At 71.7% G+C, this 24658-nt stretch carries 17 protein-coding genes; 6 read left to right on the top strand and 11 right to left on the bottom strand.

The window, feature by feature from the left end:
• Nucleotides 1-153 precede the first annotated feature (153 nt).
• The 4 genes from GOBS_RS02090 to GOBS_RS02075 all read right to left on the bottom strand — a co-directional run bounded on the left by GOBS_RS02090 (nt 154) and on the right by GOBS_RS02075 (nt 7759).
• The gene (locus GOBS_RS02090) at nt 154-1860 is read right to left on the bottom strand and encodes an FAD-dependent oxidoreductase (protein WP_012946648.1); all 1707 of its coding nucleotides are present in this window, start codon (nt 1858-1860) and stop codon (nt 154-156) included.
• 401 nt (nt 1861-2261) lie between these two features.
• Complete coding sequence (locus GOBS_RS02085) at nt 2262-3581, bottom strand: UDP-glucose dehydrogenase family protein (RefSeq protein ID WP_012946647.1); 1320 nt, start codon at nt 3579-3581, stop codon at nt 2262-2264.
• Between the two features lie 795 nt (nt 3582-4376).
• Nucleotides 4377-5864, bottom strand: coding sequence for a sugar transferase (locus tag GOBS_RS02080; protein ID WP_012946644.1), 1488 nt, complete (start codon nt 5862-5864; stop codon nt 4377-4379).
• A gap of 389 nt (nt 5865-6253) precedes the next feature.
• Nucleotides 6254-7759 carry a sugar transferase gene (locus tag GOBS_RS02075; protein ID WP_012946643.1) on the bottom strand — a complete coding sequence of 502 codons (1506 nt, stop codon included), beginning with the start codon at nt 7757-7759 and terminating at the stop codon, nt 6254-6256.
• A gap of 484 nt (nt 7760-8243) precedes the next feature.
• On the opposite strand from GOBS_RS02075, the gene GOBS_RS02070 reads away from it, so the two are divergent.
• The gene (locus GOBS_RS02070; RefSeq protein ID WP_012946642.1) at nt 8244-9272 is read left to right on the top strand and encodes a glycosyltransferase; all 1029 of its coding nucleotides are present in this window, start codon (nt 8244-8246) and stop codon (nt 9270-9272) included.
• 70 nt (nt 9273-9342) lie between these two features.
• Entirely contained in the window at nt 9343-10452 is a 1110-nt protein-coding gene (locus GOBS_RS02065; RefSeq protein WP_166487259.1) for a glycosyltransferase family 4 protein, read from the top strand.
• Here GOBS_RS02065 and GOBS_RS02060 read toward each other — a convergent pair.
• A complete protein-coding gene (locus GOBS_RS02060) occupies nt 10439-11530 on the bottom strand; it encodes a glycosyltransferase (protein ID WP_012946640.1) in 1092 nt (363 codons plus the stop codon). The two genes, GOBS_RS02065 and GOBS_RS02060, sit on opposite strands and share 14 nt — an antisense overlap.
• A gap of 137 nt (nt 11531-11667) precedes the next feature.
• Here GOBS_RS02060 and GOBS_RS02055 point away from each other — a divergent pair, with 137 nt between their 5' ends.
• From GOBS_RS02055 to GOBS_RS02045, 3 genes are all read left to right on the top strand, one after another.
• Nucleotides 11668-12558, top strand: a complete 891-nt coding sequence (locus tag GOBS_RS02055; protein WP_012946639.1) for a glycosyltransferase family 2 protein — start codon at nt 11668-11670, stop codon at nt 12556-12558.
• A gap of 85 nt (nt 12559-12643) precedes the next feature.
• Nucleotides 12644-13663, top strand: coding sequence for a polysaccharide deacetylase family protein (locus tag GOBS_RS02050; RefSeq protein WP_166487258.1), 1020 nt, complete (start codon nt 12644-12646; stop codon nt 13661-13663).
• Entirely contained in the window at nt 13660-14610 is a 951-nt protein-coding gene (locus tag GOBS_RS02045; protein ID WP_012946637.1) for a glycosyltransferase family 2 protein, read from the top strand. Before GOBS_RS02050 ends, GOBS_RS02045 begins: the two co-directional genes overlap by 4 nt.
• Nucleotides 14611-14632: 22 nt before the next feature.
• Here GOBS_RS02045 and GOBS_RS02040 read toward each other — a convergent pair whose 3' ends face one another.
• The 3 genes from GOBS_RS02040 to GOBS_RS25090 are packed head-to-tail and all read right to left on the bottom strand — an operon-like array spanning nt 14633 to nt 18010.
• The gene (locus GOBS_RS02040) at nt 14633-15334 is read right to left on the bottom strand and encodes a class I SAM-dependent methyltransferase (protein WP_012946636.1); all 702 of its coding nucleotides are present in this window, start codon (nt 15332-15334) and stop codon (nt 14633-14635) included.
• A gap of 58 nt (nt 15335-15392) precedes the next feature.
• Nucleotides 15393-16781, bottom strand: coding sequence for a glycosyltransferase family 2 protein (locus tag GOBS_RS25095; protein WP_012946635.1), 1389 nt, complete (start codon nt 16779-16781; stop codon nt 15393-15395).
• The gene (locus GOBS_RS25090; RefSeq protein ID WP_012946634.1) at nt 16778-18010 is read right to left on the bottom strand and encodes a glycosyltransferase; all 1233 of its coding nucleotides are present in this window, start codon (nt 18008-18010) and stop codon (nt 16778-16780) included. The genes GOBS_RS25095 and GOBS_RS25090 overlap by 4 nt, the downstream gene beginning before the upstream one ends.
• Before the next feature lie 17 nt (nt 18011-18027).
• Here GOBS_RS25090 and GOBS_RS25085 point away from each other — a divergent pair, with 17 nt between their 5' ends.
• Nucleotides 18028-20280 carry a glycosyltransferase gene (locus tag GOBS_RS25085; protein ID WP_012946633.1) on the top strand — a complete coding sequence of 751 codons (2253 nt, stop codon included), beginning with the start codon at nt 18028-18030 and terminating at the stop codon, nt 20278-20280.
• Between the two features lie 121 nt (nt 20281-20401).
• On the opposite strand, the gene GOBS_RS02020 is transcribed toward GOBS_RS25085, so the two are convergent.
• Genes GOBS_RS02020 through GOBS_RS02010 form a run of 3 tightly spaced genes read right to left on the bottom strand, consistent with a single transcriptional unit; the run spans nt 20402 to nt 24261 of the window.
• Complete coding sequence (locus tag GOBS_RS02020) at nt 20402-21778, bottom strand: lipopolysaccharide biosynthesis protein (protein ID WP_012946632.1); 1377 nt, start codon at nt 21776-21778, stop codon at nt 20402-20404.
• Between the two features lie 58 nt (nt 21779-21836).
• Nucleotides 21837-22892, bottom strand: coding sequence for a glycosyltransferase family 4 protein (locus GOBS_RS02015; RefSeq protein WP_012946631.1), 1056 nt, complete (start codon nt 22890-22892; stop codon nt 21837-21839).
• A 37-nt stretch (nt 22893-22929) separates the two neighbouring features.
• Entirely contained in the window at nt 22930-24261 is a 1332-nt protein-coding gene (locus GOBS_RS02010) for an FAD-dependent oxidoreductase (protein ID WP_012946630.1), read from the bottom strand.
• Nucleotides 24262-24658 lie beyond the last annotated feature (397 nt).

Raw genomic sequence — 24658 nt, 5'->3', positions numbered from 1 at the left:
AGCCCGGGCGGCGGCCAAGGGCGCAGTGGGGCCCAGCCAGTGGTGGCGGTCCAGGCCTCCCGGCCGAGGATGTGCGGCCGTCGCGCACGCACTGCTGCGCGACCACCGTGCCGAAGGCCATCAGGTCGAGCCCACAGCACTGCCGCCACTCGCTCAGTGAGGGAAGCGCGTCGGCGTGACGGGTTCTCCCCGGTCCCGGCGCCTCATCCCGGAAGCCGGATCACACACACCGACGCGGTCGGCGAGGTGCCGTGCCAGCCTGACCGCCAGGGTGACCGCCATGAAGGTCGGGTTGGCCTCGCCGGCGGTAGGGAACACGCTGCTGGACGCGACGTACAGGTTCGTCGTCCCATGGACCCGGCAGTCGGCATCGACCACGCCGCTTTGGGGGTCGTCACTCATGCGGGTCGTGCCGATCTGGTGGTATCCATCCATCGCTTGCGCCCGCACCGCCGCGGCCCGCTGGTCGAGCGGATGGCGGTAGACGAGGCGGCCGAACCCGGTCGTCTGCAAGTGCTCGTCCAGCAGGGAATGCGCCCGCAGCACCGAGTCGACGTCCTGGTCGGAGTACCGCAGGTCGACGTCGATGCCGGGCAGGCCGTCGCTGCCCGTGCGGTCGTTGAGGGTGATCCGGCTGCCGGGGTCGGGTTCCTGCTCGGCGTGGTAGCGCAAGGCGTAGGCACCCGTGTCGGTGCGCAGGAGGAACTCCGCCCCGCGACGAGGGGACAGCAGGCGCAGGCGTACCACCGCGGCGACGTCCCGGATGACCCGGCCGGGGCGCCGCGTCAGGTTGCGCAGGTGGCTCCGCCAGTCGCGCGCCCCACCTCCGACATCCCGCCGTCGTGTCTCCGGTCGACCCAGCACACGTCCCAGGACGGGCGCAGCCAAGCAGAGGGAGAACAGGGAGAGGGCGCCGCTGCCGTGCCGGGCGTCGGAGAACGGGAGGTTACCAAGGTAGAACGCGGTGTTCAGCAGGCGGTGGTCCTGCTGCGCCTGCTCGGACAGCGTGAACCGGCGGCGCACGACGGTGCCGTCCTCGGTGCGGACGAGGCCCCAGTCGGCGACGTCGTCCGGATGCGTCAGCACGATCGAGGCGATGCTGCCGGTGAGGTGGCCCATGTAGTAGCGGCCGAGCGCACCCGAGGGTCCACCGAACAGGGCCGGGTTCGAACGCTGTGTGTTAAGCAGCAGTCTCGTGGTTGCCACTCCACCGCACGCGAGGACGTACGCAGCCGCCTCGACCGTCACCTCGCGCCTGTCGCGCCAGACACGGAGGTGCCGAACAGACGTACCGGTGTCGTCGACGACGACGCCGGTGACCAGGGCCTCGGAGACCACCGCGATGCCCGGGTGCGAGAGCACCTGCGCGCCCAGTCGGCGGGCCACCGCCGGCCGGCGTGACCACCGCTCCAGCTGCGTGGTCCGCACGACGGTCTCGTCCCAGCCGCCGACCGGGTCGGCGTGGAAGGCGGCTGAGCCGCAGTCGAGGTAGTGGGCAGCCTCGGCCTCGTACGGCGCGATGTCCGAGCGGAACAGTGGCCATCCGGAGAATGGAACGTGGTCACGGGGGGCGAGGTCGGCGAGTTCGAAGGGCACACAACGTCCGCCCCACAGCCACGAGGTCCCTCCCAGGCCGAGCCGCGTGGTGGCGCTGAACGGGGCGTGCACACCAGGATCGAGGACCGTCGCGATCGTCTCGTCGAGCGGAGTTCCGGACGGCTTCCGCGTCCGGTGGCCCGCCTCGACCAGCAGGACCTGGAGCCCGGAGCGAGCGGCCTCGAGGGCGAGGGAGAGCCCGACCGGACCGGCGCCGACCACGCAGACGTCGACGGCGGCGCCGTCAGGCGGTGGAGAGGTCATCTGCACGCTGGGCCTTTCCGGATGTCGCGCACCCTGTGCACCGCGTCGTGTGAGAGCGAGAGGACGGAGAGTCACCCCCGTCAGCGTCGAGGCGTAGCCCGATGGCCGGTTCCCACCACGCTGAGGACCCCGGTGAACACACAGTGTAGTGCCACCTCGCCCGTCGAGCGCACCGCGGGGAGCTGACCGCCGTAGGGCAGCGGCCCCACGACGGGTCAGTGCACCGACTCAGGACCGACCACCGGCCTACCGTGCGCGTGACCACCCGGTCCTCCGGCCGAGGATCACCGACCGCGGGTGACGAGCGGCTCGGCGGACGTGCGGACGAGGGGCTCGGGGTAGAGCGCGGGCCTGAGGAGCAGTACGGCACCGAGGGGCGGGACGAGCCTCCAGGCGGCGCGTCAGCCGGCGCGGCGCCCCAGGGCGCGGTAGCTCCACCCGGCGGCGGTCCACGCCTCACGGTCGAGGGCGTTCCGGCCGTCGAGCACCCGCTTCTGCGCGACGACCCGGCCGAACGCGACCGGGTCGAGCTCCCGGTACTGCCGCCACTCGGTGAGCACCAGGACGGCGTCGGCGCGCTCGGCTGCTTCCTCCGGCGTGGCCGCGTAGTCCAGCTGCGGCCACAACCGGCGACTGCTCTCGATCGCGGCGGGGTCGGTCACCCGCACGTCCGCGCCCTGGAGCTGGAGCTGCGCGGCCACGTTGAGCGCCGGGCTGTCACGGATGTCGTCGCTGTCGGGCTTGAAGGCGGCACCGAGGACGGCGATGTGCTTGCCGAGCAGCGAGCCGTCGCAGACCTCCCGGGCGAGTTCGACCATCCGGATGCGGCGGCGCATGTTGATGTTGTCGACCTCACGCAGGAACGTCAGCGCCTGGTCCGCACCCAGCTCGCCGGCCCGGGCCATGAACGCGCGGATGTCCTTGGGCAGGCAGCCGCCACCGAACCCGAGGCCGGCGTTGAGGAACTTGCGTCCGATGCGGTCGTCGTAGCCGATCGCGTCGGCCAGCTGCTTGACGTCGGCGCCGGTCGCCTCGCACAGCTCGGCCATCGCGTTGATGAAGCTGATCTTCGTGGCGAGGAACGAGTTGGCCGCCGTCTTCACCATCTCCGCGGTGGCGTAGTCCGTGACGACCTTGGGGGTTCGGCGCGCGACGATCGCGGCGTAGACCTCGTCCAGCATCCGCTCGGCCGTCTCGCGGCCCTGATCGGCGGGCAGGCCGTAGACCAGGCGGTCGGGGTGCAGGGTGTCCTGGACGGCGAAGCCCTCGCGCAGGAACTCCGGGTTCCACGCCAGCATCGCGCCGGGCGCCTTCTCCCCCACCAGCTCCGCCAGGCGCCCAGCCGTCCCGACCGGCACGGTGGACTTGCCGACCACGAGCTCACCCGGGGCCAGCACTCCCAGCATCGACTCCACGGCCGCCTCGACGTAGCGCATGTCGGCGGCGTACTCACCCCGCTTCTGCGGCGTCCCGACGCAGACGAAGTGGACCTGCGAACCCGTGGCGTCGGAGATGTCCGTGCTGAAGCGGAGCCGGCCGGTGGCCAGTGTGCGGGCAAGCAGGTCCTCGAAGCCGGGCTCGTAGAACGGCGCACGCGCCTCGTTCAGCGCGGCGACCTTGCGCTGGTCGACGTCGACGCCGATCACCTCGTGACCCAGCTCCGCCATCGATGCCGCGTGCACCGCGCCGAGATAGCCACAGCCGATGACCGAGACCCTCATGAACGTCCACCCCGCACTCGACGACTGCCCCGGCGGTCCGCTGTCACCGCAGCCAGGTGAAACCTACGGGGCAGCCGGACGGACAGGCCATCCCGGGCCGGGTGGCTCACCTTCCGGAGTCAGGTCAGAGAGCCGGACGCACGACACCGCAGTGACAGGCGTAGAGGCTCGAGCCGCTGAAGGCGTCGTCCTCAGTCCAGCGGAACCGGTGCCGGTGGACGCGCCCGCTGAGGACCGCCATTGCCGCCCCTCCACCCGATCGGGTTCGGCGGAGCACCGGAAGCGTGAGCACGAACAGCAGTGTGCCCGACGCGCTCACCGCTCGGAAGCGGTGACCACCGGGCCGTCACGCTCGCCGCGGGTGGACGGCGCCCCCGCGCTCTGGGGGTCGTCACATCCGCTCGACTGCGCTGTACTCCACGGAACGGGGGTACACACTGACGAGGAGGCCTCCGTGGGATGGGTGTGGACCGCCGTGGCGGTCTGGGTGCTGCTCTCCGTCCCCACCGCCGTCCTGCTGGGTAGGGCGATCCACCGCGCCGAACGTCCGGAGCTCGCGCAGCTGACCGGGTCGCCTACCCCGGTCGCCCGCTCTCGCGAGCCGGACCGCCCTCCTCCACTCCCGCATTGACGGCCCGCCCACATGGGTGCGCAGTACCGCGGACCTGGCCCACCGACCTCTGCACCGTCGGCCCCGATCGAGCGGGTGGGGACGAGATGGACGGCACCGCGCGGGCAGCGGCGCAGGAGCGGGCCGACTCGCGACTGCCGGTCGGCCGAGGTGCGCGACGCCGCTCAGCCGCCCTGCCGGCGGAGGACCTGGCCGACCGTCTTGAGGACGATCTTCATGTCGAGCCAGGGCGACCAGTTCTCGATGTAGTAGTTGTCGAAACGGGCGCGGTCCTCGATCGAGGTGTCTCCCCGCAGACCGTGCGCCTGGGCCCAGCCGGTCAGCCCCGCCGGCACCCGGTGGCGGGCCGTGTAGCGGGGGATGTGCGTCGAGAACTGCTGCACGAAGTGCGGTCGTTCCGGACGCGGGCCCACCAGGCTCATGTCCCCGCGGAGGATGTTCCAGAGTTGCGGTAGTTCATCGAGCGAGGTCGCCCGGAGGAACCGCCCCACGGGCCCGAGACGGTCGTCGTGCTTGATGTTCCAGTTCGTCTGCGACTCCGTCTCGTTGACCGGCTTGAGGGACCGTAACTTCAGCACTTGGAACGGCCGGCCGTCGAGGCCGACCCGTTCCTGCCGGAAGATGATCCCGGGTCCGCCCTCGTAGCGGACGGCGACCGCGCAGGCGACGAGCACAGGAGAGATGACCAACAACGTCAGCGCCGACACCACGACGTCGATGAGCCGTTTCACGCGCCACCACGGGCTCCGGTAGACGGCTCGTCGCACCCGGAGGAGCGGGATGCCCCAGATCTCGTCGGTGTGGCGGTTGGCGTTGTGGAGCTCGAACAACCGGGGGACGACGAACACCTCGACATCGAGTCGGTCACAGGTGCGCAGGATGTCGACGAGTTCGTCCTCGTCCACTCCGCCGTAGGCCACGATGACGTCTCGGGCGCCCAGCTCCCGGATGACTGCGCCGAGCTGCTCGTACCCGCCGAGCAGTGGGATCGGCAGCAGCGCCCTCGTGTCCTCGGGGAGGTCGGCGTCCAGGAAGCCCAGCGGGTCGAGGCCGTAGTTCCGGCGCTCGAGCAGGGTGTTGGCGATGCGGACCCCTACCGGTCCGGCACCGACGATGAGGGTGCGGTGTCGGACCACACCGCGGCAACGGGCGGTGTGGACGACCCGGTAGGCGATCCCTCGGGCGGCCAGGAGGACGGCCAGGAGGACCACCACGTGTACGACCTGCTGTACCGGGGGGTCCACGCCGGGCAGGACGGAGAACAGCGCCACCTTGAACGTCCATGCGACGACGACCGCGGCCAGGACGTACGGCAGGTCGTCGAGCAGCGACAGTTCCAGCCGCGAGCGGTAGAGACCGGCGCGCCAGAACACGAGGAGCAGGCAGACGAGGGCGAGGCCGTGCGCCACCGCTGAGCCGGGGAGCGTGATGACCGTGGCGAGAGTGAAGGCCAGGACGTCGACGAGGATGAGGTAGGGACCGACGCCACGCCGCAGCCACCACGCCTCGTGTCGACGGGCATGCGCTTCAAGCGTCGGCCAGGTGCGGACCGTGCTCGCGGCACCCTCCGAGGACACCGTCCCCACACGGACGCCGGTCCACACTCGTGCGACGGCGCGGGGCGTCGCCTTGCCTTCCGTCGCGTCGGCCATCCTCACCCTCCAGCGCACGCCTCTCGTCTTGAGGCGGCTCCGAATGGTGTCATCCGGAGGGCGTGCTCGCACTTCACCGCACAAATGGCTGGTCAGTCCCGAGGAAGTGCTCACGGACCGTTCTGATTGGGCCACCGTTCGGGGGAGTGGAGGGACAGCACACCATCACGGACCGCACACCCGCCGTCCAATCGACGAGCGGGGAAGCCCCCGATGAGGCCGTGGCCAGCGCCGACCATCAGGAACACCCCTCGTCGAAGCGCTCCCCGCTCGAGAGCCGCACGAGGGGGCCCGGAGCCTGCCGAGGACCACGAGGGAACAGCTGGACCGACGCCCGCATGACGACGTCTCGGGGCCCTGGGTGGCTGACGCGCTCAGGGAACTCGGGGTCAGTAGGCCCCGGAGCCACGGAGGACAGCCCCGATGGTCTTCCAGAGGATCATGAAGTCGAGCGCCAGCGACCAGTTCTCGACGTAGCGGACGTCGAGACGTACTGCGTCGTCCCACGAGAGGTCGGACCGACCGCTGACCTGCCACAGTCCGGTGATGCCGGGCTTCACGAGCAGCCGGCGCTGCATGTCGAAGCCGTACTGCTCGACCTCACGGGTGACGTGCGGCCGGGGGCCGACGAGGCTCATGGTCCCGCCGAGCACGTTGAGCAGCTGCGGCAACTCATCCAGCGAGTAGCGCCGCATGACCGCGCCGATCCGGGTCACGCGCGGGTCCCGCCTCATCTTGAACTGGACGTCGTTGCCCTCGTTCTGGTCGAACAGGTCCATCTCGACCTTGTCCGCGTCGACGACCATGCTGCGGAACTTGTAGACCTCGAACGGTTGGCCGTCGCGGCCGATCCGCTCGTGCTTGAACAACACGGGCCCGCGGCTGGTGATCTTGACCAGCAGCGCGAGGCTCACCAGCACCGGGAGCACGACCAGCAGGCCGAGACCTGCCAACGAGCGGTCGACGACACCCTTGATCACGCGGCGCACGCCGGAGAACTCGGGCCGCTCGACGTGCACGAGCGGGAGGCCCGCGATCGGACGGATGCGCACCCGGGGGCCGGCGACCTCGGTGACCGCGGGGGCGAGGAGCAACTCGGCCTGTGTCTCCTCGAGGTCCCAGCCCAGCTTGCGCAGCTGCGGCCCGTCGAGCTCGGGCGAGGGCAGGACCGCGACGGTGTCGACCTCGTAGCGGTGGACGACGTCGACGACCTCCTCCAGGTCGCCGAGGACGGGCAGGCCATCGAAGACATCCCTGTCGTCCTCGGACAGCGGGAGGCAGCAGCCGATGACGCGGTAACCGTGGTAGGCCTCACGCTCCATCTGTGCGCTGAGCGCGGCGACGCCACTGCGGTGGCCGACCAGCAGGGTCGTCTGCTGGTGCCGCCCGTGGGCACGCTGCCGGTGCAGCCGGGAGCGCAACACCCAGCGCTGGCCCAGGGTCAGCAGGGTCGCCAGCGGCAGGGCGACGACGACGAAACTGCGGGCCACCTCGAGCTTGAAGGCCCACGAGACGGTGCCGACCGTGGCGAGCAGCAGCGCGGCGGCGAAGAACACCCGACGGAACTCCTCCGGGCCGACCCAGAGGAACCGCTCCTCGTAGGCACGTGCGGCGACCATCGCGCCGACCCACACCACCGGGAGCGCGGCGACCATCCAGGGGAATGCCTCGTGCACACCCAGGACACCGTCCTCGGGCACACGGGAACCGACCAGCGCGGCGACGAACGCGGCCAGGACGTCCAGGACGACGAGCCGGCGCACGTACGAGCCGCGCCAGGCTCGGCGGGCGAGCGTGCCCTCACCGCGCAGCCGGTCAGCCAGCCACAGCCACCGGCGACTGATGGACGGCGCCGTCCGACGGACCGCGGCGTTGTGGGTCTCGGGCAGGGTCAAAGCGTCACACCCCCGTGCCGGCGCCCGAAGCGCCAGCAACTGACAAAGGACATCCCGTGGAGGAGCAGGAACTTCAGCGTTCAACCGCCCAGGCGAAGGTAACGTCCCAGCCCCGCTCGGTGAAGACCCGGAATTTCGTTGTTATGAGCAAACAACCGACTTCCCATTCTTTTGACTACTCTGAGTGTTGATTTGTGCGCCCCGCGTTCACAGGGCGTGACCTGCACCGTGATCGTCGTGCTGGAGTGACGGAGTTCACGCTTGGGGCGTTCCTTCTCCGAGTCCGTCGCTCGGCCCATCAGCAACCAGACTCCAGGAAGCAGGCGCGCAGTCACGTCCTGTCGGAGGAACGGCCCCTTGGCGGGCGCCCTGGGAACCGGCGGACACGTTGTGTCACGCTGGAGACCGCGACGCTCCGCGCGCACGACAACATCCTGGGTGACGGGAACTGCCGCGCGGCAGCGCAAGGGGAGGTGAGGATGACGTGCAGGAGCGGACGCTCCAGCGGATCAGCGTCGTCATCGCCAATCACAACTACGGCCGGTACGTCGGGCAGGCGATCGACAGCGCCCTCACGCTCGACTGGGACGATGTCGAGGTGATCGTCGTCGACGACGGCTCCACCGACGACTCGCGCGAGGTGATCGCGCGCTACGAGGACCGCATCACCATCCTGTACCAGGACAACGCCACGCAACGAGTGGCCCGCAACCGCGGCTACGAGCTGTCGACCGGCGACGTCGTCATCCACCTCGACTCCGACGACGTGCTGTTCCCGTCCGTCGGTCGTGAACTGGCGCGCGTCTGGCATGAGGGCATCAGCAAGGTGCAGTTCCAGATGCTCCGCATCGACGAGCACGGCCGATCCCTCGGCTCGGTCTTCCCTCGCTACTCCCGGGAGTCCACCCCTCAGGAGATCCGCGCCTGGGCGGACTCGACGACCGCCTACCCGACGCCGCCGGGATCGGGCAACGCCTACTCCCGGGCCTTCCTCGACCGGATCTTCCCGCTGGACGACAGCTGCGGACCGGCCACCGACTCGGCGTGTCTGGCCGTCGCGCCGTTCCTGGGGGACGTCGTGACGGTGGCGAAGCCCTTGGTCGGCTACCGAGTGCACGGGTCCAACACCAGCGACCTCCTCGCGGACCCCGAGAAGTTCCCCCGTGCAGTCGAACGCGCCCGCCAGCGCTACGAGTACGCGAATCGCGTCCGGGGGGACATGGCCGACGGTCGCGCCCTGCGACGCAGCCGTCCCCTCCTCGAACTGCGGATTGCGTCGTACCGCCTGTGTCCCGACGACCGCCCCCTGGCAGGGGAGTCGTTCCGCCGGCTGTTGTGGGACACGCTGCGCTCTCCCGCCCACCCAGGTCCGGAGTCCATCCCGAAGCGCGTGCAGGTGCTGGTCTGGAGCCTGTTGACCCTCCTCGCCCCTGACGGGACCGCCCGACGACTCGTCCGGGTGCGGTTCCGCCGGGACCGGCGACCGCTGCGCCTTGCGGCCGGGGGCCGCTGACCGGAAGCCCGCCGTGTGTGAGGCTCAGGTCGTGGAGCAGAGGGACGCGGACGACCGGCGGGACCGCCGCATGAGCGGTCCGGTGCGTTGGCTGTTGATGGCCGGGCACGTGCCGCCGGGCATCCGGGGCGGCGGGATCGTGCGCTACACGGTCGAACTGGCCCGCGCCCTCGTGCGCCGCGACGACGTTGAACTGCACCTCCTGGCCTCCCCCGCCGCGGCCGGCTCCCTGGCCGACCTCGTGGGCGGACCGGAGCGGATCGTGACGCTGCCCGCCGTCCCGGAGGCCGTCATCCCGGCCTTCGAGCGGTTGGCGCTCGGCCGGCGACTGGGTTCGCGGTTCGACGTCGTCCAGGGCACCAAGCACCTGCTGCCGCGCGGCGTCCGTGCGCGCACCGCTCTGACCGTGCACGACCTGCTGCTGTTCGACCGGCCGCAGGACTTCCCGCTCCCCAAGCGGCTGCTGCTCGCTAGGCCTTACGCCGCATCGCTGCGGCAGGCGGACTCCCTCGTGTGCGTGAGCACAGCCACACGGGACCGGCTGGTCCGCTGGGACCCTGAGCTGGCGCCGCGGGCAACGGTGGCACCGCTGACCACCAGTCCCCAGTTGCTGGACAGCGAGCCGGTGCCCGTCCCCTCGCTGACGGGCCGCCCCTTCGCGCTGGTCGTGGGGGACCCCGGCCCGCGGAAGAACCTCTCCGTCGCGGTCTCGGCGTGGGCACGGGTCGTCCGGCGACACCCCGACGCCGTGCTCGCGCTCGTGGGGCCGCCGGCATGGGGGTCTCAGTCCTACGGGCCGGATCACGCCGGGCTCGTCGCCGATGGTCGGCTGGTGCAGCTCACGGGGGTGGACGACGGCACCCTGCGCTGGTGCTACGAGCACTGCGCGGTCGCGCTGGCCCCCAGCCTGGCCGAGGGCTTCGGGCTGCCCGCCGTGGAGGCGCTCGACCTGGGCGCGCCGCTGGTGACGTCGATGGACCCGGCGCTGGTCGAGGTGAGCGGCGACGCCGCCGAGCACCTGCCGGCCGACGACGTGGCCGGTTGGGCGGAGGCCGCCCTGCGCCGCCTCGAGCACACCGGGGCCCGCGACCCCGCCAGTCGTCAGCGCCGCACATGGGATGACGTGGCTGCCGAGACCGTGGCGGCCGTGCTCGGGTCCGGGCCCGTCAGCTCGAGCTGAGCACCCGGTCGACGACGTCGGCCATCGCGCCGCGGAAGTGCGCCCGGGAGAACGACTCGGCGTGCCGCCGGATCGCCGCCGGGTCGTAGGAGGCACCGTCGAAGGACGCCAGGGCGCGCGCCCAGACGTCGACCTCCTCATCCTCCCCTGCCGCGGGGACGAGCTCGCCGGTGACACCGGGCAGCACCGAGTCCCGCGCTCCCCCGGCATCGATGGCCAGCACCGGCGCGCCGCAGGCCTGCGCCTCGACCGGGACGATGCCGAAGTCCTCGACGCCGGGCATAAGCAGAGCCCGGCAGCGACGGAACAGGTCTCGGAGACCCTCGTCGTCGACCCGGCCGACGAAAGTCGTCCCCGGTCCGGCGAGCTGCTCGACCTCGGCGCGTGCCCTTCCCTCGCCGGCGACGACCAGAGGCACGCCCGCTTGCCGCGCGGCACGCACGGCGAGGTCGGAGCGCTTGTAGGGCACCAGCCGCCCGGCGAGGAGGAAGAAGTCCTCGCGGGGCACCGCGGGGTCGGGGCAGTAGTACTGGGTGTCGACCGGGGGGTGCACGACCGTGGCCTCGCGGCCCCACCAGTCGCGGATGCGCTCGGCCACGGCACGCGAATTGCCGACCAGCGTGTGGACCCGTGCGGCGGCCCGGAGGTCGACGGGACGGAAAGCGGCGGAGAAGGCACCGAGTCCAGCCGCACCCAGCCGGCCACCGGCCTCGTTGGCGCGCATCGACGGGTCCCAGACCCACCGGGCTGGACTGTGTACATAGGCGACGACGGGCGCGGTCGTCGCGTGGACGACCTGGGTGGCGAAGGCGTGGTGCGAGGCGATGACCACGTCGGACGGCGGGACCGGCAGCCGGCTCATGGCGACCGGGAGCGCCGGCAGCAGGTGTGCGTAGGTGCTGCCCCGCAGCAGGCGGCTCAGCCAGGTGCTGCGGACCCGGGGCTCGACGTCGGCCGGGAGCACACCCGGCCGGGCGACCGGGGCGAGGATCGGTGCATCGGGCCACTCACGGGCGAGTTGCTCGACCACCATCTCCGATCCGGCGTACTCGGTGAACCGCTCGTGGACGAGGGTCACGCGCGGGCCACTGTCTCCACGGCTGTCCGGCACCCGCACATGATGCAGGTCGGCGCGGGGAGACTTCCCGTGCGGTTACGCTCCGCGAGCCCCCGCCGTGGGGCGGCCGCTGCCGAACGACCGCGACGGAGGACCGAGTGACCGGCCCGACCCCCCGCGACCGACAGGTCGCCGTCGTCCTGGCGTCCGCCGGCCGTCCTGAGCTGCTGGCGGAGGTCGTGGCCGATCTGGGACGGCAGACCGTGCAGGACTTCACCCTCGTGGTCTCCGTGCCCGACCGCGACAGCCTGCCGCCCCGTCCACTGCCCGAAGGGACCCTCCTGGTTCACGACCGGGGGCTGGCCGCCCAGCGCAACGCAGGTCTCGCGGCCGTGCCGGACGCGACGCACGTCTTCTGCTTCGATGACGACGCCGTCGTGCGTGAGGACTACCTCGAGCGGGGGGTGGCCTTCTTCGACGCCCATCCCGACGTCGTGGCGCTCACTGGACGGGTGCTGCTCGACGGCGCCACCGGCGACGCGATCCCGCGGGACGAGTCCGACGAGGCGCTGGCGGCATCCCTGACCGAGCCGCTGACCGGAGCGTGGGAGCCGAGCCGGGAGCTCTACGGCTGCAACTTCGCCTTCCGCCCCGACGCCGTGGCCGGCGAGCGCTTCGACGCCCGGCTGCCCCTGTACTCCTGGCTCGAGGACCACGACTTCGCCCGCCGGGCGATGCGGCACGGCAAGCTCGCGCGGGTGCACGACTGCGTGATCGTGCACCGCGGGGTGAAGTCCGGCGGCCGGACGGCGCACGAGCGGTTGGGCTACTCGCAGGTGATGAACCCCGCGTACCTCCACCACGTCGGCAGCTTCCCGCTGTGGCTCACCGTCTACGAGACCCTGCCACGGGTGGGGAAGAACGCCGTCCGTGCCGTCCGCGGCCCCGAGACGGCGTGGCGGCGCGAGCGGCTCCGGGGGAACCTGGTTGCCCTGCGCGACGTCGTCCGTCGCCGGTTCACGCCGGAACGGATCCTGGAACTGCGCTGATCGGCTGACCTGGGCCCGCTCCGTCACTCCGCGCTCCGGCCTCCCCCAGCGCCTGCCCCCACCCGACCACCTAGGCTGCGGCACCGTGGCGCCCCTGCGTTGGCTCACCGACCCGCCCTCCGCGGCGCGGGTGGCGGCCGGGATCCGGCGACGGTGGCAGCAGCGCCCCGTGTGGCCGCGGCGATGGCGCCCCCGAGGGCAGCACGTGGTCCTCCTGTACCACCGCATCGCCGACGTCGACCAGGCCGACGACCCCGGCGGCATGGTCGTCCCCCCGGAGCTCTTCCGTCAGCACATGACGGCCCTGCGGGACTGGTTCGACCTCGTGCCGGCACGCGAGGTCCTGGCACCGCACGAGCGCCCGACCGCGGCCGTCACGCTGGACGACGGCTACCTCGACAACCTCGAGCAGGCCGTCCCGCTGCTGCGGCAGCTGGGCGTCCCGGCCACCTTCTTCATCGTCGCGGACGCGCTCCAGCCCGACCCGCCTGAGTACTGGTGGGACCGGCTCGAGCACCTGGTCCTGGAGCCGGGACCGGGCGCCGACCGCGTGCGAGTGACGGCCGGCCGGCGGGTCCTGGAGCTGGACCTGGCGACGCGCTCGTCCGCCGTCCAGGCTTACCGGGACCTCTCCGCCGTCCTGCAGCGGCAGGGGCACGGCGCGGCGGTGCAGGCGCTGACCACGCTGGAGGCGGCGCGGCCCCGGCCGCAGTCGTGCGCACGGCACCGCCGGCTGTCGGCCGAGCAGGTGCGGGCGCTCGCAGAGGAGCCGCTGTTCGACGTCGGATCGCACACGTGCACCCACTCCGCCCTGGCCGCACTGCCCAGACAGGTCAGCCGGGAGGAGCTGACGCGCAGCCGGCAGCGGCTCGCCGACCTGCTCGGCGAGGCCCCCGAGCTGGTCGCGTACCCGTACGGCTCGGTGGGCGCGGTAGTGCGCCGGAACGCGGGGGACGCCCGGTCGGCCGGGTACCGCGCGGCGTTCACCAACGTGGCCGGCCCGGTCGAGGGCTCGCCCGCCTACGCCGTTCCGCGGATCACGGTGGGTCGGTGGAGCGTGGAGCAGTTGCACGCGGCGGTCACGGCCTTCCGGCGGCCGGAGTGACCGCCCCGTGGCCGTACCTGGCGCCTCCGGGTGAGCTGGTCGAACCGGCGACGCCGCTCACCATCGGCGTCCTCGTCACCGCCCACGACGTGGCGCCCCTTCTCCCGGCCGCACTGCAGTCGGTGTTCGCCCAGACCCGGCCCCCGGACCAGGTCGTGGTTTGTGACGACGCCTCCTCGGACGACGTCGACGGCGCCCTCCGCCCCTTCCGCGATCGGGTCCGCCTCGTCCGCCACCCCGCCCAGCGGGGCGAGGGGGCGGCGAAGAACACCGCCGTCGCGGCCCTCGACACCGACCTCGTCGTCGTCCTCGACGGCGACGACGAGATGGCCTCCCAGCGCCTGGAAGCGCTGGGCTGGCTGGCCGAGCACCGTCCCGACCTCACCCTGCTCACGACCACGTGGGAAGCCTTCGGGCCCGGGGTCGAAGCGACGGACTGGTCCCTGGCCGACCACTTCCCCACGACCGACCAGCGCGCCGCAATCCTCCGCTGGAACTTCCTCCCCGCCCCGGCGATGCGCCGCACCGCCCTGCTCGAGGCCGGTGGCTTCGACGAGACCCTCCGCTACGGGCCGGACTGGGAGTGCTACTTGCGGATGTTCCTCCGCGGCGCGGCCGCCGCCCTGGTGCCGGTGCCCCTCTACCGGTACCGGCAGTGGTCCGGACAGCAGACGGCCGACCGCGAGCGGGTGCTGGCAGGCCGGGTCCGCGTGGCCGAGATGATCGCCGCCAACGCTCTCCTCGAACCGGACGACCGCCGCATCGCCGACCGGTCGCTGTGGGAGCTGCGCTACGAATACTGGACCTGGCGGCTCGACCACGGCGCGGCCACCCGGCCGGAGAGCCTGGCCCTGCTGCGGAGCGGGTGCACGTCGGGCCGGCGGACGGCACTGCTCGCGCTGGCCACGGTGGCTCCCGGGCTGGCCCGCCGCTGGCGGGCGCGCTGAGCCGGCCGGTACGAGCGCTGCGTCACGTCGCCCCTCGGCGCACCACCGCGGTGACGATGAGGGGGAAGTCGGGGTCGTCCACGTCCCGGACCGCGGACGGGAGGTCGTCGATCGCCGCCCCGAGGAGGAAGGCCCGGCAGACGACCTGGTTGCCATGGGCCACCACCGCACCCGTTCCCCCGGCCCGGTCCACCAGGTCCTGCAGGCCACGGGCGGTCCACCGCCAGCGGTCCCAATCCCCGGCGAGCCGGCTCATCGCCGGGGCGGTGACCAGGGCCGTGGCCCTCGGGCGGAGCGCTCGCAGCACGTTCTGCAGACCGGCGACGGGGTCGGGTACGAGCTGCAGCGTCTGCGTCACGATCGCGGCGTCGAAGGTCCCTTCCGGCAGGGTTGCCGGGTCGCACACGTCACCCACGATGGTGGCCTCGGGGTTGGTGGGGTCGATGTCCAGGACGTCGACCTGCTCGGCACCGAGGCTGCTGGCGTAAAGGTCCTCCTTGACCTCCAGCGTCCGGCCGTGGACGAGATCGCGGTGCTCCTGCAGAAAGCGCTCGATGTAGTAGCGGTCGACGGCCGTCCCCCGGTCGAAGCCCCACTCTGAGAGCGGGTCGAGACGCCGCGTGCCGGCCCAGCGGATCCGGAACTTGGCCCGCCGTGCCAGCGCCGAGCGCCTCTCGACGGCGCGGAGGACACGGATCGGTAGCCGGGTGGGGGCGGAGTCCACGGCCTGAGGCTATGCCGACCGGCGGCACGGGACGGGACGAGCACCGCTCGCCATCGCGTCAGGGTGCCGGGACGAAAGCCCGGAGGACCGTCGCGTACGGCCCGCCCGGCGCGTCCCGGCTCACGGCGTCCCACTCGAAGACCGCCTGCAGGTCCTCGGCCAGGGACGGGTCGTCGCGCCGGGGGACGACGAGCAGGACGCCGCCGGGGCGGAGGGCGCGCCGGAGGTGGCGCAACCCCCGGTCCCCCGCCTCGACGGATCCCGCGTCCTCCACGAGCAGCACGCAGTCGTAGGCGTCGCTGGCCAGGTCCGCCAGCACGTGCGCGGGACCGGCGGCGGCCTGCGGGCCGGGCAACGGCAGCGCTCGCACGGACGTCGTGGCGGTCGAACCGACGACCGCCGTCCCGTCCCCGAGAACCAGGACGTCGCCGCGCAGATCAGCGCCGTGCCGGTGGAGCGCCTCCGCGACCTCCTGCGGCCCGACCTCCGGCTCGGGGGTCCGGGGGCGGTGCAACGCGCGGCGGACGCGGCCGATCTGCCGGCGGACGGCCGTCGGCACCACCGCCCGCAGCAGGTGGCCGGGGCGGGGCTGCTGCGGCGGGGGCAGCGATTCGGTCGTGCGCCGTGACGCTCGGTCGATCAGCTCGACGAGTTCCGCGTCGCCCTCGCCCTCGCCCTCGCCGAGCTGGTCCCGCACCCACGCGAGGAAGCGCAGGTAGACCCGCGCCTCCTCCTGACTGCCGAGGCGCGCGCTGATCGACCGGTCGTGCATGCGGTACCAGGCGCTCGTGGCGCCGCTCATGACCGCCGTCCCCCGCAGCTGGAGCCACGCGTTGACCACCTGGTCCTCGAAGAGCCCTGTGAAGGCCTCGACGTGCGGCACGACGCCCAGGAGCGTCTCCCGCCGCGCCAGCAGCGAGCACGTCGACGTCGCGACCGCTCCATTGCGCAGGACGGCCGCGAGCAACTGCCGTCCGCTGACCACCGCTCCCGGAACGAAGGCCAGGTCGGACAGGACGTCGGTGGCGGCAGGGTGGCGCCAGCTGCGCCAGACCCACGCGCGGCCGCACACGATATCCGCCTCCGGGTGCGCCTCGAGGAGGGCGATCTGGTCGGCGACGTGGTGCGGCTCCCAGGCGTCGTCCGCGTCGAGGAAGGCCACCAGGTCGCCCCGGGCATGACCGATCGCGAGCGCACGGCTCGGGCCGGTACCCCGGTTCCGCCGGCCCTCGTGGCTCAGGACGCGGACCCGCGGGTCGGCCTCGGCGAGCCGGCGCGCGATCCGGTCGCTGCCGTCGGTGCCGCCGTCGTCGACGAGGAGCAGTTCCAGGTTCGTCCAGCTCTGGCGGAGCACGCTTCCGGTGGCCTGCCGGATGTGGGGGGCGGCGTCGAGGAACGGCATGACGACCGAGACGACAGGGCCGTCTTGGCCTGGCCGGTCGCTCATGGCGGTGAGCCCGGACGAGCGAGGGCGGTCTCGACGATCTGGCCGACCGTCGGAGCGATGACGGTCCAGCGGTACCGCCGCTGCCAGAGGTCTCCCGCCTGCGCGCTGAGCGCGGTCCGGCGCTCCTCGTCCTCGAGCAGGCGAAGGCACGCGGCGGCCAGTGATGGCGGGTCGTCCGCCAAGAGGACGTGGCGCCCGTCCTCGACGTTGAGGCCCTCGCACCCGACCGTCGTGCTGACCACCGGGACGCCGTGGGCGAAGGCCTCGATCACCTTAATGCGGGTTCCGCCGCCGAATCGCAGGGGGACCACGACGACGCTCGCCTCCGCCAGCTCCGCCGTCACGTCGGGGACCTCACCGGTCAGCTTCACGCCGGGGATCTCACCCACCCCGTCGACGACGTCTGCGTCGTGGTCGCCGACCACCCGGAAGCACGCATCGGGCCGGCGTGCGCGGACGAGCGGAAGCGCCTCGCGGGCGAACCAGGCGACGGCGTCGTGGTTGGGCTCGTAGGTGAGCGGCCCGATGAAGAGGAGGACCCCGCCGTCAGGGGTGGGACGCGCCGGCGAACCGGCCGCCCTGGTGGACAACTCGTATCCGTTGGGCAGCACCGCCACCCGCGGCAGGGCGAGCCGCGCGCGGTCCAGATCGCTGCACACCACGGTCACGGCCGCTCGCGCGGCGATCTCGCGCTCCGCCCTGCGCCACAACCACTCGTCGAGCAGATCGGCACCGGCGCTGGCCAGGTGACGGGCGACGCTCCGGCCTGACGAGAGGCGGTCGCGTCCCGCCCGCCGGTGTCGGGCCATCGACGACTCGAGGTTGTCGAGGTCCACGACGTGCGGCACGGGGAACCGGTCGGCCAGGGCCAGGTAGGTAGGGGTGTGGGCGAACCACACCAGGTCGTAGCCCGCCGTCGCCCACTGCTGCGCCACCCCGCGAACCTGCGTCCAGTCCTGGCCGACGAGACGCCGTGGCCGCCCCGAGGCCAGCCACCGCGCCGCCCGGGACAGAGACGACCGCGTCGCGTACCCGGCGGTCACCACCGTCGACCTGCCGAGCCCGACCTCGGGTGGCGGGTCTTCCGCGGCGGCGAGCGGCCTGTCGCGGGCGACCAGCAGGTCGACGGACCCCAGGCCGGACAGCGCCCGGACGGTCCAGTGCAGGCGCTGCCGATAGCCTGAGCGGGCCGGCCACGGGTACTCGTCGGCCGTCACCAGGAACTTCATGAGGGGACCGGGGATCGGTGACCGAGCCGCGCCGCGTACGGCTCTTGGTCTACTGCGGAGCCGTCGAGTGGGGCGGCGCCGAGACGGTGCTCGGGCACCTGCTGGCCGGGCTGCCCGACCACTACGACGTCCGGCTCCTCGGCGTCGAGGACACCGTGCTCGACCGGCTCGCGGCCCGCCGTCCGGGCACGCCCTCCACGGTGCTCCCGCGCGTGGGCGGGTGGCAGGATCTGCGGGCGGTCCTCGCCCATCGACGTGCCTTGGCGGGGGCCGGCGCCGACCTCGTGCACATCAACCTCCCCGTGCCCTACGCGGACGCGTACACGGTCCTCGCGGCCTCGACACTGTGGCACACCCCCGTTGTCGCCGTGGAGCACCTGCCCATGCCCAGTCCCGGCCCGCGGATCGACCGAGTCGTCCGCTTCGCGGCCCGGCGGCTGAGCGCCGTCGTGGCGGTCAGCGAGGGGTCGGCTCGGGAACTCGAACGGCTCGTCGGCCTGCCGCCGGGTGCGGCCCGTGTCGTGTGCAACGGGGTCCCGGAGCCGGGGTCCTCCGATGCGGTACCCCTCCCCTCAGGTCGCTTCGTCGTCGGGGCCGTCGGCAGGCTCGACCGGCAGAAGGCCTTCGACGTACTGGTCCGGGCCGTTGCCGGGCTGCCGGACGTCCACCTGGTGCTGGTCGGGGACGGCCCCGAGCGGGCGGCGCTGGAGGCACTGGTCGACGAACTCGACCTGCAGCAGCGGGTCACGATGACCGGCTGGTCGACCGAAGCCCCTGCCCTGATGCGGTCCCTCGACGTGCTCGCCGTCCCCAGCCGGTGGGAGGGACTCCCGCTGGTCGTCCTCGAGGCCATGCTCGCTGGCATCCCCGTGGTCGCGACCCCCGTGGGCGGCGTTCCCGACACGGTGCGCCACGAGCAGACGGGGCTGCTGGTCCCGGTGGACGACACCGCCGGACTCACCGCCGCCCTCGATCGGCTGGCTCGCGATCCGGCGCTGCGCCGCCGGCTCGCCGCGGCGGCGGCTGACGCCGCCCGACGTCGCTTCACCGTCGATGCCATGGTCGGCTCGTACGTGGCCCTTCACGACGAGCTGCTGGGCCGACGGGGTGACGGAGAGGGGCTCCAGCCGACGGACGAGGTGGTCGCCACCGTCCCACCGGGCGGTCCGTGGCCCGTCCTGGCACCTCCCCCTGCGGCGCCCGTGCGGCGGGCCCCGGAGCCGCCCACGTTCTCGGTCGTGATTGCGGCCTACCAGGCCGAGCACACCGTCGCGGAGGCCATCGAGTCGGCCCTGGGCCAGACGCATCCACCACTGGAGGTCGTGGTCTGCGACGACGGGTCGACCGACCGCACCGCGGACGTGCTGGCCGGTTTCGGCGACGCCATCCGCGTGGTGCGCCGGCCCAACGGCGGCGAGTCCGCGGCCAAGAACACGGCTGTCGCCGCCGCCCGGGGCGACTACGTCGTCGTTCTGGACGCCGACGACGTCTTCCACCCTCGGCGGCTCGAGGCTCTGGCGTGGCTCGCGCAGAAGCGGCCGGACCTCGACGTCCTCACCACGGACGCAATCGTGGAGGCGGGGGCCGTCCCCGTCCGCCGGGCCTACCACGCGGACTGGCCATTCCAGGTCAAAGACCAGCGAGCCGCGATCCTGGACGGCAACTTCGTCCTGGGCATGTGCGCGGTGCCCCGCGAGCGGTGGCTGCAGGCCGGCGGTTTCGACGAGTCCCTCGCGGTCACCGCGGACTGGGAGTTCTGGCAGCGGTTGGTGCTGAGCGGCTCGCGGGTCGGACTGGTTGACGCGCCGCTCGCTCGTTACCGCCTGGCGCAAGGCACCCTCAGCTCGAACCCCGTCGGGATGACCGAGGCACGGCTGCGGGTGCTGGATCGCGCCGCCGCGCGGACCGATCTCGACCCGCACGAGCGCGAGGTGGTCGCCCGCGCACGGACCCGCGAGCTACGCGAACTACGGCGGCGACTGCTCATCCACTTGCTAGCCGAAGGTGGACGAGATGTGCGAAGGGCGGCCCTTGCGGTGTTGATTGACACAGGGCAACGATCGTGGAGCCGCGCGGTGGCCCTCCTCGCCCTTGTCGCGCCGGGCCTGGCAAGTCGACAACGCCGCCGCCGCGTTGGGGACACCGTCGAGATCGGATCGGGCATCCGCGTGCAGCGCGCGAGGAGTGACGTCGCGAACCCTCCGCTGCCGGAGGCCCGAACGCCTGTCCATCCTGAGCACCGTGCGTGGCGGGGCGTTGATACCGCGTGACTCCCGGTGCCACGGGTACTTGTCAAACACTGAGCGGGCCGTCGTTGTGGACGCCGCGCCGGGCTACCGCAGTGGCCGAGCCGCGCGTGGGCACGCGGCACGGTCGACCCATCCGCCGGAGCTAACCTCGTCCCGCGGTCTTTCGGCCCGTCAGCCGTCCGCGCAGTGGGGTAAGGAGGGTTTCGAGGACACGAAGCGACTCACGCCACACGAGCGCCACGTCGCCCGGCCCCGGGACCACGAAGCGGTGAGCCGGAATCCCGAGCACACGCGAGGCTGCCAGCACGAGGAAGAGGGATTGCAGCGCACTTGCCACGATCCCCGTCAGGCAGGCGCCGAGGATCCCGAAACGGGGGACGAGGACGACGAAGACGGAGATGTTGATCAACAAGGTCAGACCGAAGGCCAGGCTGCGGAGCCCCGGCCGACCGAATGAGGCCAGTCCCGCGCCCGCCAACGGACCCGGGATGTAGCAGACCACGGAGATGAGCAGGAGCTGAGTCGGCAGGACCGCGTCTGCGAAGCTCTCGCCGAAGAGGGGGACCATCCAGAGGGGAGCGCTGAGCCCCAGAACCACGCACCCCACCAGGCCGAGCAACGTCGTCACCCGACAAGCGGTCGCCACCTGGTCCGCGTTGCTGGTCTTGCTGTTGACCCCCTGCAGGGCGCCGGCGACAGCCCTCGAGAAGATGACCGGTACGTCCATGACGGTAGCGGCCACGCTGTACAGCCCCAGGTCGCGCACACTCGCCAGCGGGGTCATAAGTATCTGGTGGATCGTGGCGGCGAGCATGCTGGCCACCGAGCCGAACCACGTCCTTCCCCCGTAGGAGACGAGAGGAACCAGCACCCGTTCGGCGTCTCCATGAACCGACTCCGCGGCCACGCCCGGCGGCTTCCGCAGCAGGGGCCAGTAGCACAGACCGGCAACTGCGGGCGCGAGGAAGGTCACCAGGACACCGATCAGTGGCGTCAGGTCACCGCTGAGCCACAGGCCCACAAAGACCAGCACCCTCAGGCTCGTGGTGACGATGCTCTCCAGGGCAACGGCTCCCCACATCTGATGCCCCATGGCCGCCCCGCGCAGCGCACCCACGATGAGCATGGGGATGGACAGCGCCATCGCGAGGAGCATGAGTCGGCCGAGCGCCGCGTCGCCGTCGGACAGGAACGGCAGGAGCGCCCAGGCGACGAAGAAGCACAGGATGCCCATCGCCACCGACAGAAGCGCCGACCACGCCAACGCCCGTCGTACGGTCCACGGCCGCTTCGCGGCCAGGTACGTCAGGGCGTCCGGCAGCCCCAGCGTCGCCACCGACCCGGCGAGCACCGCGGGGACGATGGCGGCCGCCATCTCTCCCCGGCCGGTGGCTCCCAGAGCACGCGCGAGGACGGGCTGGGTGAGCAGGCCTGCGAGCGGGACCAAGGCGCTGGACGCGCTCGTAAGCAGGACTGCTCTCCGAAGGCTGGCGCCCGGACCACCGGGCGCATCGCTCACGTCAGCCACTCGGGCAGCCTAAGCGGAGGCCAGTCACTCGCCCCGCCGCACCAGAGGATCAGCGCAACACTAATCGGTAGACCTCGTCGTAGTCCTCGGCCATCCGGCGCACCGAGAAGTACTCTGCGTTGTCGCGTGCCCGTGCACGCCACCGAGCCAATTCCTCGCTGTCGGTCATGAGCCGCCGCAAGACAGTCGCCATGGCTTCCGGCGCTGACGCAGGGACGAGCTGACCGGCCCGCCCGTGATCCAACACCTCGGGGACACCACCGACGGCGGTCGCCACGACGGCGCAGCCGGCCGCTCGGGCCTCCGCGATGCTCAGACCGAAGGGTTCGTCCAGGGACGACGAGACGAAGACATCCGCTTGCTCGAGCAACCGCCAGGGCGTGAGGCTCGGTCCGGTGAAGTGGACGGAATCCGACATCCCCAGATCCCGGGTCAGGGCCTCCAGCCTGCCCTGATCCGGCCCCGACCCGATGACGTGCATGTGCCAACCCGGGGCGGAGGGCTGCGCTTTGCTGAAGGCGGCGATCGCGTCACCGACCGCCTTGCGAGCGTGCAGGCCGCAGAGACTGACGACGCTCGGCCTCGCCAGCGGCCCGATGGTCGCGTCATCGGGCAGCGCCTCCCTCGGTGACGCGACGGCGCCGTTGAGGACGCACCTGACCTTGCGGACGGGGAATCCGCGGTCGATCAGTCGCTGCCGCTCGGCCTGGCTGACCGCAACGACGACCGTGCCCAGGCGCATGAGCCAGGAGTGCCCGTCGAAGGAGTTGTGCATGGTCGTCACCAGAGGGCTGGCCACGAGCTTGGAGACCGGATAGGCGAGGACCGCCGAGGACATCATGTGGGCGTGCACCACCTGGGGGCGCGCCCGACGAGCGACGTGCAGGAGCGCTCGCTCGCTCTGCAACGCGCTCATCGGCGAACTCGCTTCGGGAACGGTTGCTATGGCGACGCCATGGTCCCGGAGGAGCTCGTCGTAGGACCCGTGGGCATGGACAAAGGTCACCTCGTGGCCGGCGTCCGCCTGAGCACAGGCGAGGTCAACGGCCACGTGGACGTGCCCGTTGCTGCGCTGGGAGTGCTTTAGGACGTGCATGATCCTCATGGCGGGCAAGCTCCTCCCGTCCGCCTCGTCGCGAGGCTCACGGACCTGCGGGGCGCAGCGCCCGCTCCGCCTCGACAGTCGAGGCTCGCGCGGTCGGCTGGTACTGGAACGCGCCCTGACGACCGAGGGACTCGAGCCCGAAGTCGCGCAATGTTCTGACCGAGTCCCGGGCGCGCTGTCCGCTGCCCTGCGTGTAGATCGGGTATGCGTTGTCCAAGACGTGATGCCCTTCCAGGCGCAGGTCACCCACGAGGAGACCATTCGCGGCGCAATGCGCCCTGAAGTCCTCCACCGCAACATCAACCGAGTTGTTCACACGCTCACCGATGACTTCGACGGTGAAGAACTCGCGCCCTCCCGAGGACCCGTAGAAATCGGAGTACACAGTGATGCGCTTCCAGGCACCCTCGCGCGAGAAGTTGTACAGGATCGGCGTCTGAAAACCCTTGCTGCCCGAGAAACTGCAGAACAGGCTCAGGAGGGTCACAGTCGGCAGCGGGGCGCCAGGGGCCTCCAGTCCGCAGAGCCTGAGCGCTCGGTCCAAGGGGATGGTCGAGACAACTCTCGGGGCGGCCACCGATCCGCGCTCCGTGGTCACGACGAACCTGTCACCGTCCTTGCGGATCTCCCGCATGGCCGTGTCGAGGAGGAACACGACCCCACGCTCGCTCAGGCTCCGCACGGCCGGTCCGTACAGGTAGCCGTAACCCTCCCGTGGACGAGCCAGCTGCCTGTTGTGACTGGGTGGTTCGGGGTTGCCGGTCATCGATCGCAGCAACCGCCGGACGAGGTTGCGGGCGCTCGACTGGTCCTCCAGCCACCCCAGACGGCTTCTCGCGAACTCGAGGTCGATCTGTTCCGGCGGCAGACCACAGAGCCGCTGCATGTAGTAGCCCAGGCCCGACCGCTCAACGAAGTAAGCGCCGAGCAGATGCTCCGCGAAGTCCCGCACGTTCCTCTGACGTCGCTTGGCAAGCCTGCCGGTGATGGCGGAACTGACCATGCGGAGGAGCTCGGGAACGCCTGCGCCGAGCACGTCGTCCCGGATGGAGAAGGGATAGTGCGTGACGAGGCCCTGCGGGTTCAGCCTCGACCAACTGGGCTCGATCGGGACGTACCTGGGCAGCATCTCGGGGAAGTGGCCCAGCAACGGTGAATCGTCCTGGAAGATGAGGCTGCCGATGTCGAAGGTGTAGTCGCCGATGGTCCGGTCGATGTGATTTCCGCCCACATGGGCGTACTCGTCCAACACGATGACGCGTCGAGCGCCCTGTGCGAGCAACACGGAGGCAGACACCAGGCCGCTGATCCCAGCTCCGAGCACGACGGCGTCAGCTGACAGCGGATCCTCGTCCCGAGCGTCCGACACCCCTTCTCCTCCCCGTTCCCTGGTCACTGCTCGCCGCTGCCACGGCGGTGCGCCATCGTGTCATCCGGAGCGGGCGGCGGCCACGGGGCTGCTGGTGCAGTCGTGGCGTCCATGCTGTCGCGTGGCCTACCAGCAAAAATGTCACGCCACGCGCCATCGGCCGATACGCGGCAAAGTAAAAGCGACGTTATCGTCCCCACGTGGCTTGGAGCGCGGCCCGAACGGGCATCCTCCGATCGATCGCCGTCGAGGCAGTGCGTCACCCACAACTGCTGACCGAGGTTCCGCCCTGGCTGAGGGACCGCAATCGCTCGACCGTCGACGTGCGACGGCCGTGGTGGCCGTACCGCGCAGCGCATGCCGTCGCTGGCCTGCTGCCTGAGGGCGCCGAGGTCTT

Source organism: Geodermatophilus obscurus DSM 43160 (genome assembly GCF_000025345.1).
In the GTDB taxonomy this organism is placed as follows: domain Bacteria; phylum Actinomycetota; class Actinomycetes; order Mycobacteriales; family Geodermatophilaceae; genus Geodermatophilus; species Geodermatophilus obscurus.
The sequence above is the reverse complement of the archived record's forward strand: the minus strand, read 5'-3'. Positions and strand labels throughout refer to the sequence as shown.

Coding starts and splice junctions, on each gene's coding strand:
- GOBS_RS02080 (WP_012946644.1), bottom strand. CDS start 5,864: ATGGCCGACGCGACGGAAGGCAAGGCGACGCCCCGCGCCGTCGCACGA.
- GOBS_RS25095 (WP_012946635.1), bottom strand. CDS start 16,781: ATGAGCGACCGGCCAGGCCAAGACGGCCCTGTCGTCTCGGTCGTCATG.
- GOBS_RS02090 (WP_012946648.1), bottom strand. CDS start 1,860: ATGACCTCTCCACCGCCTGACGGCGCCGCCGTCGACGTCTGCGTGGTC.
- GOBS_RS25090 (WP_012946634.1), bottom strand. CDS start 18,010: ATGAAGTTCCTGGTGACGGCCGACGAGTACCCGTGGCCGGCCCGCTCA.
- GOBS_RS02065 (WP_166487259.1), top strand. CDS start 9,343: ATGAGCGGTCCGGTGCGTTGGCTGTTGATGGCCGGGCACGTGCCGCCG.
- GOBS_RS02015 (WP_012946631.1), bottom strand. CDS start 22,892: ATGAGGATCATGCACGTCCTAAAGCACTCCCAGCGCAGCAACGGGCAC.
- GOBS_RS02085 (WP_012946647.1), bottom strand. CDS start 3,581: ATGAGGGTCTCGGTCATCGGCTGTGGCTATCTCGGCGCGGTGCACGCG.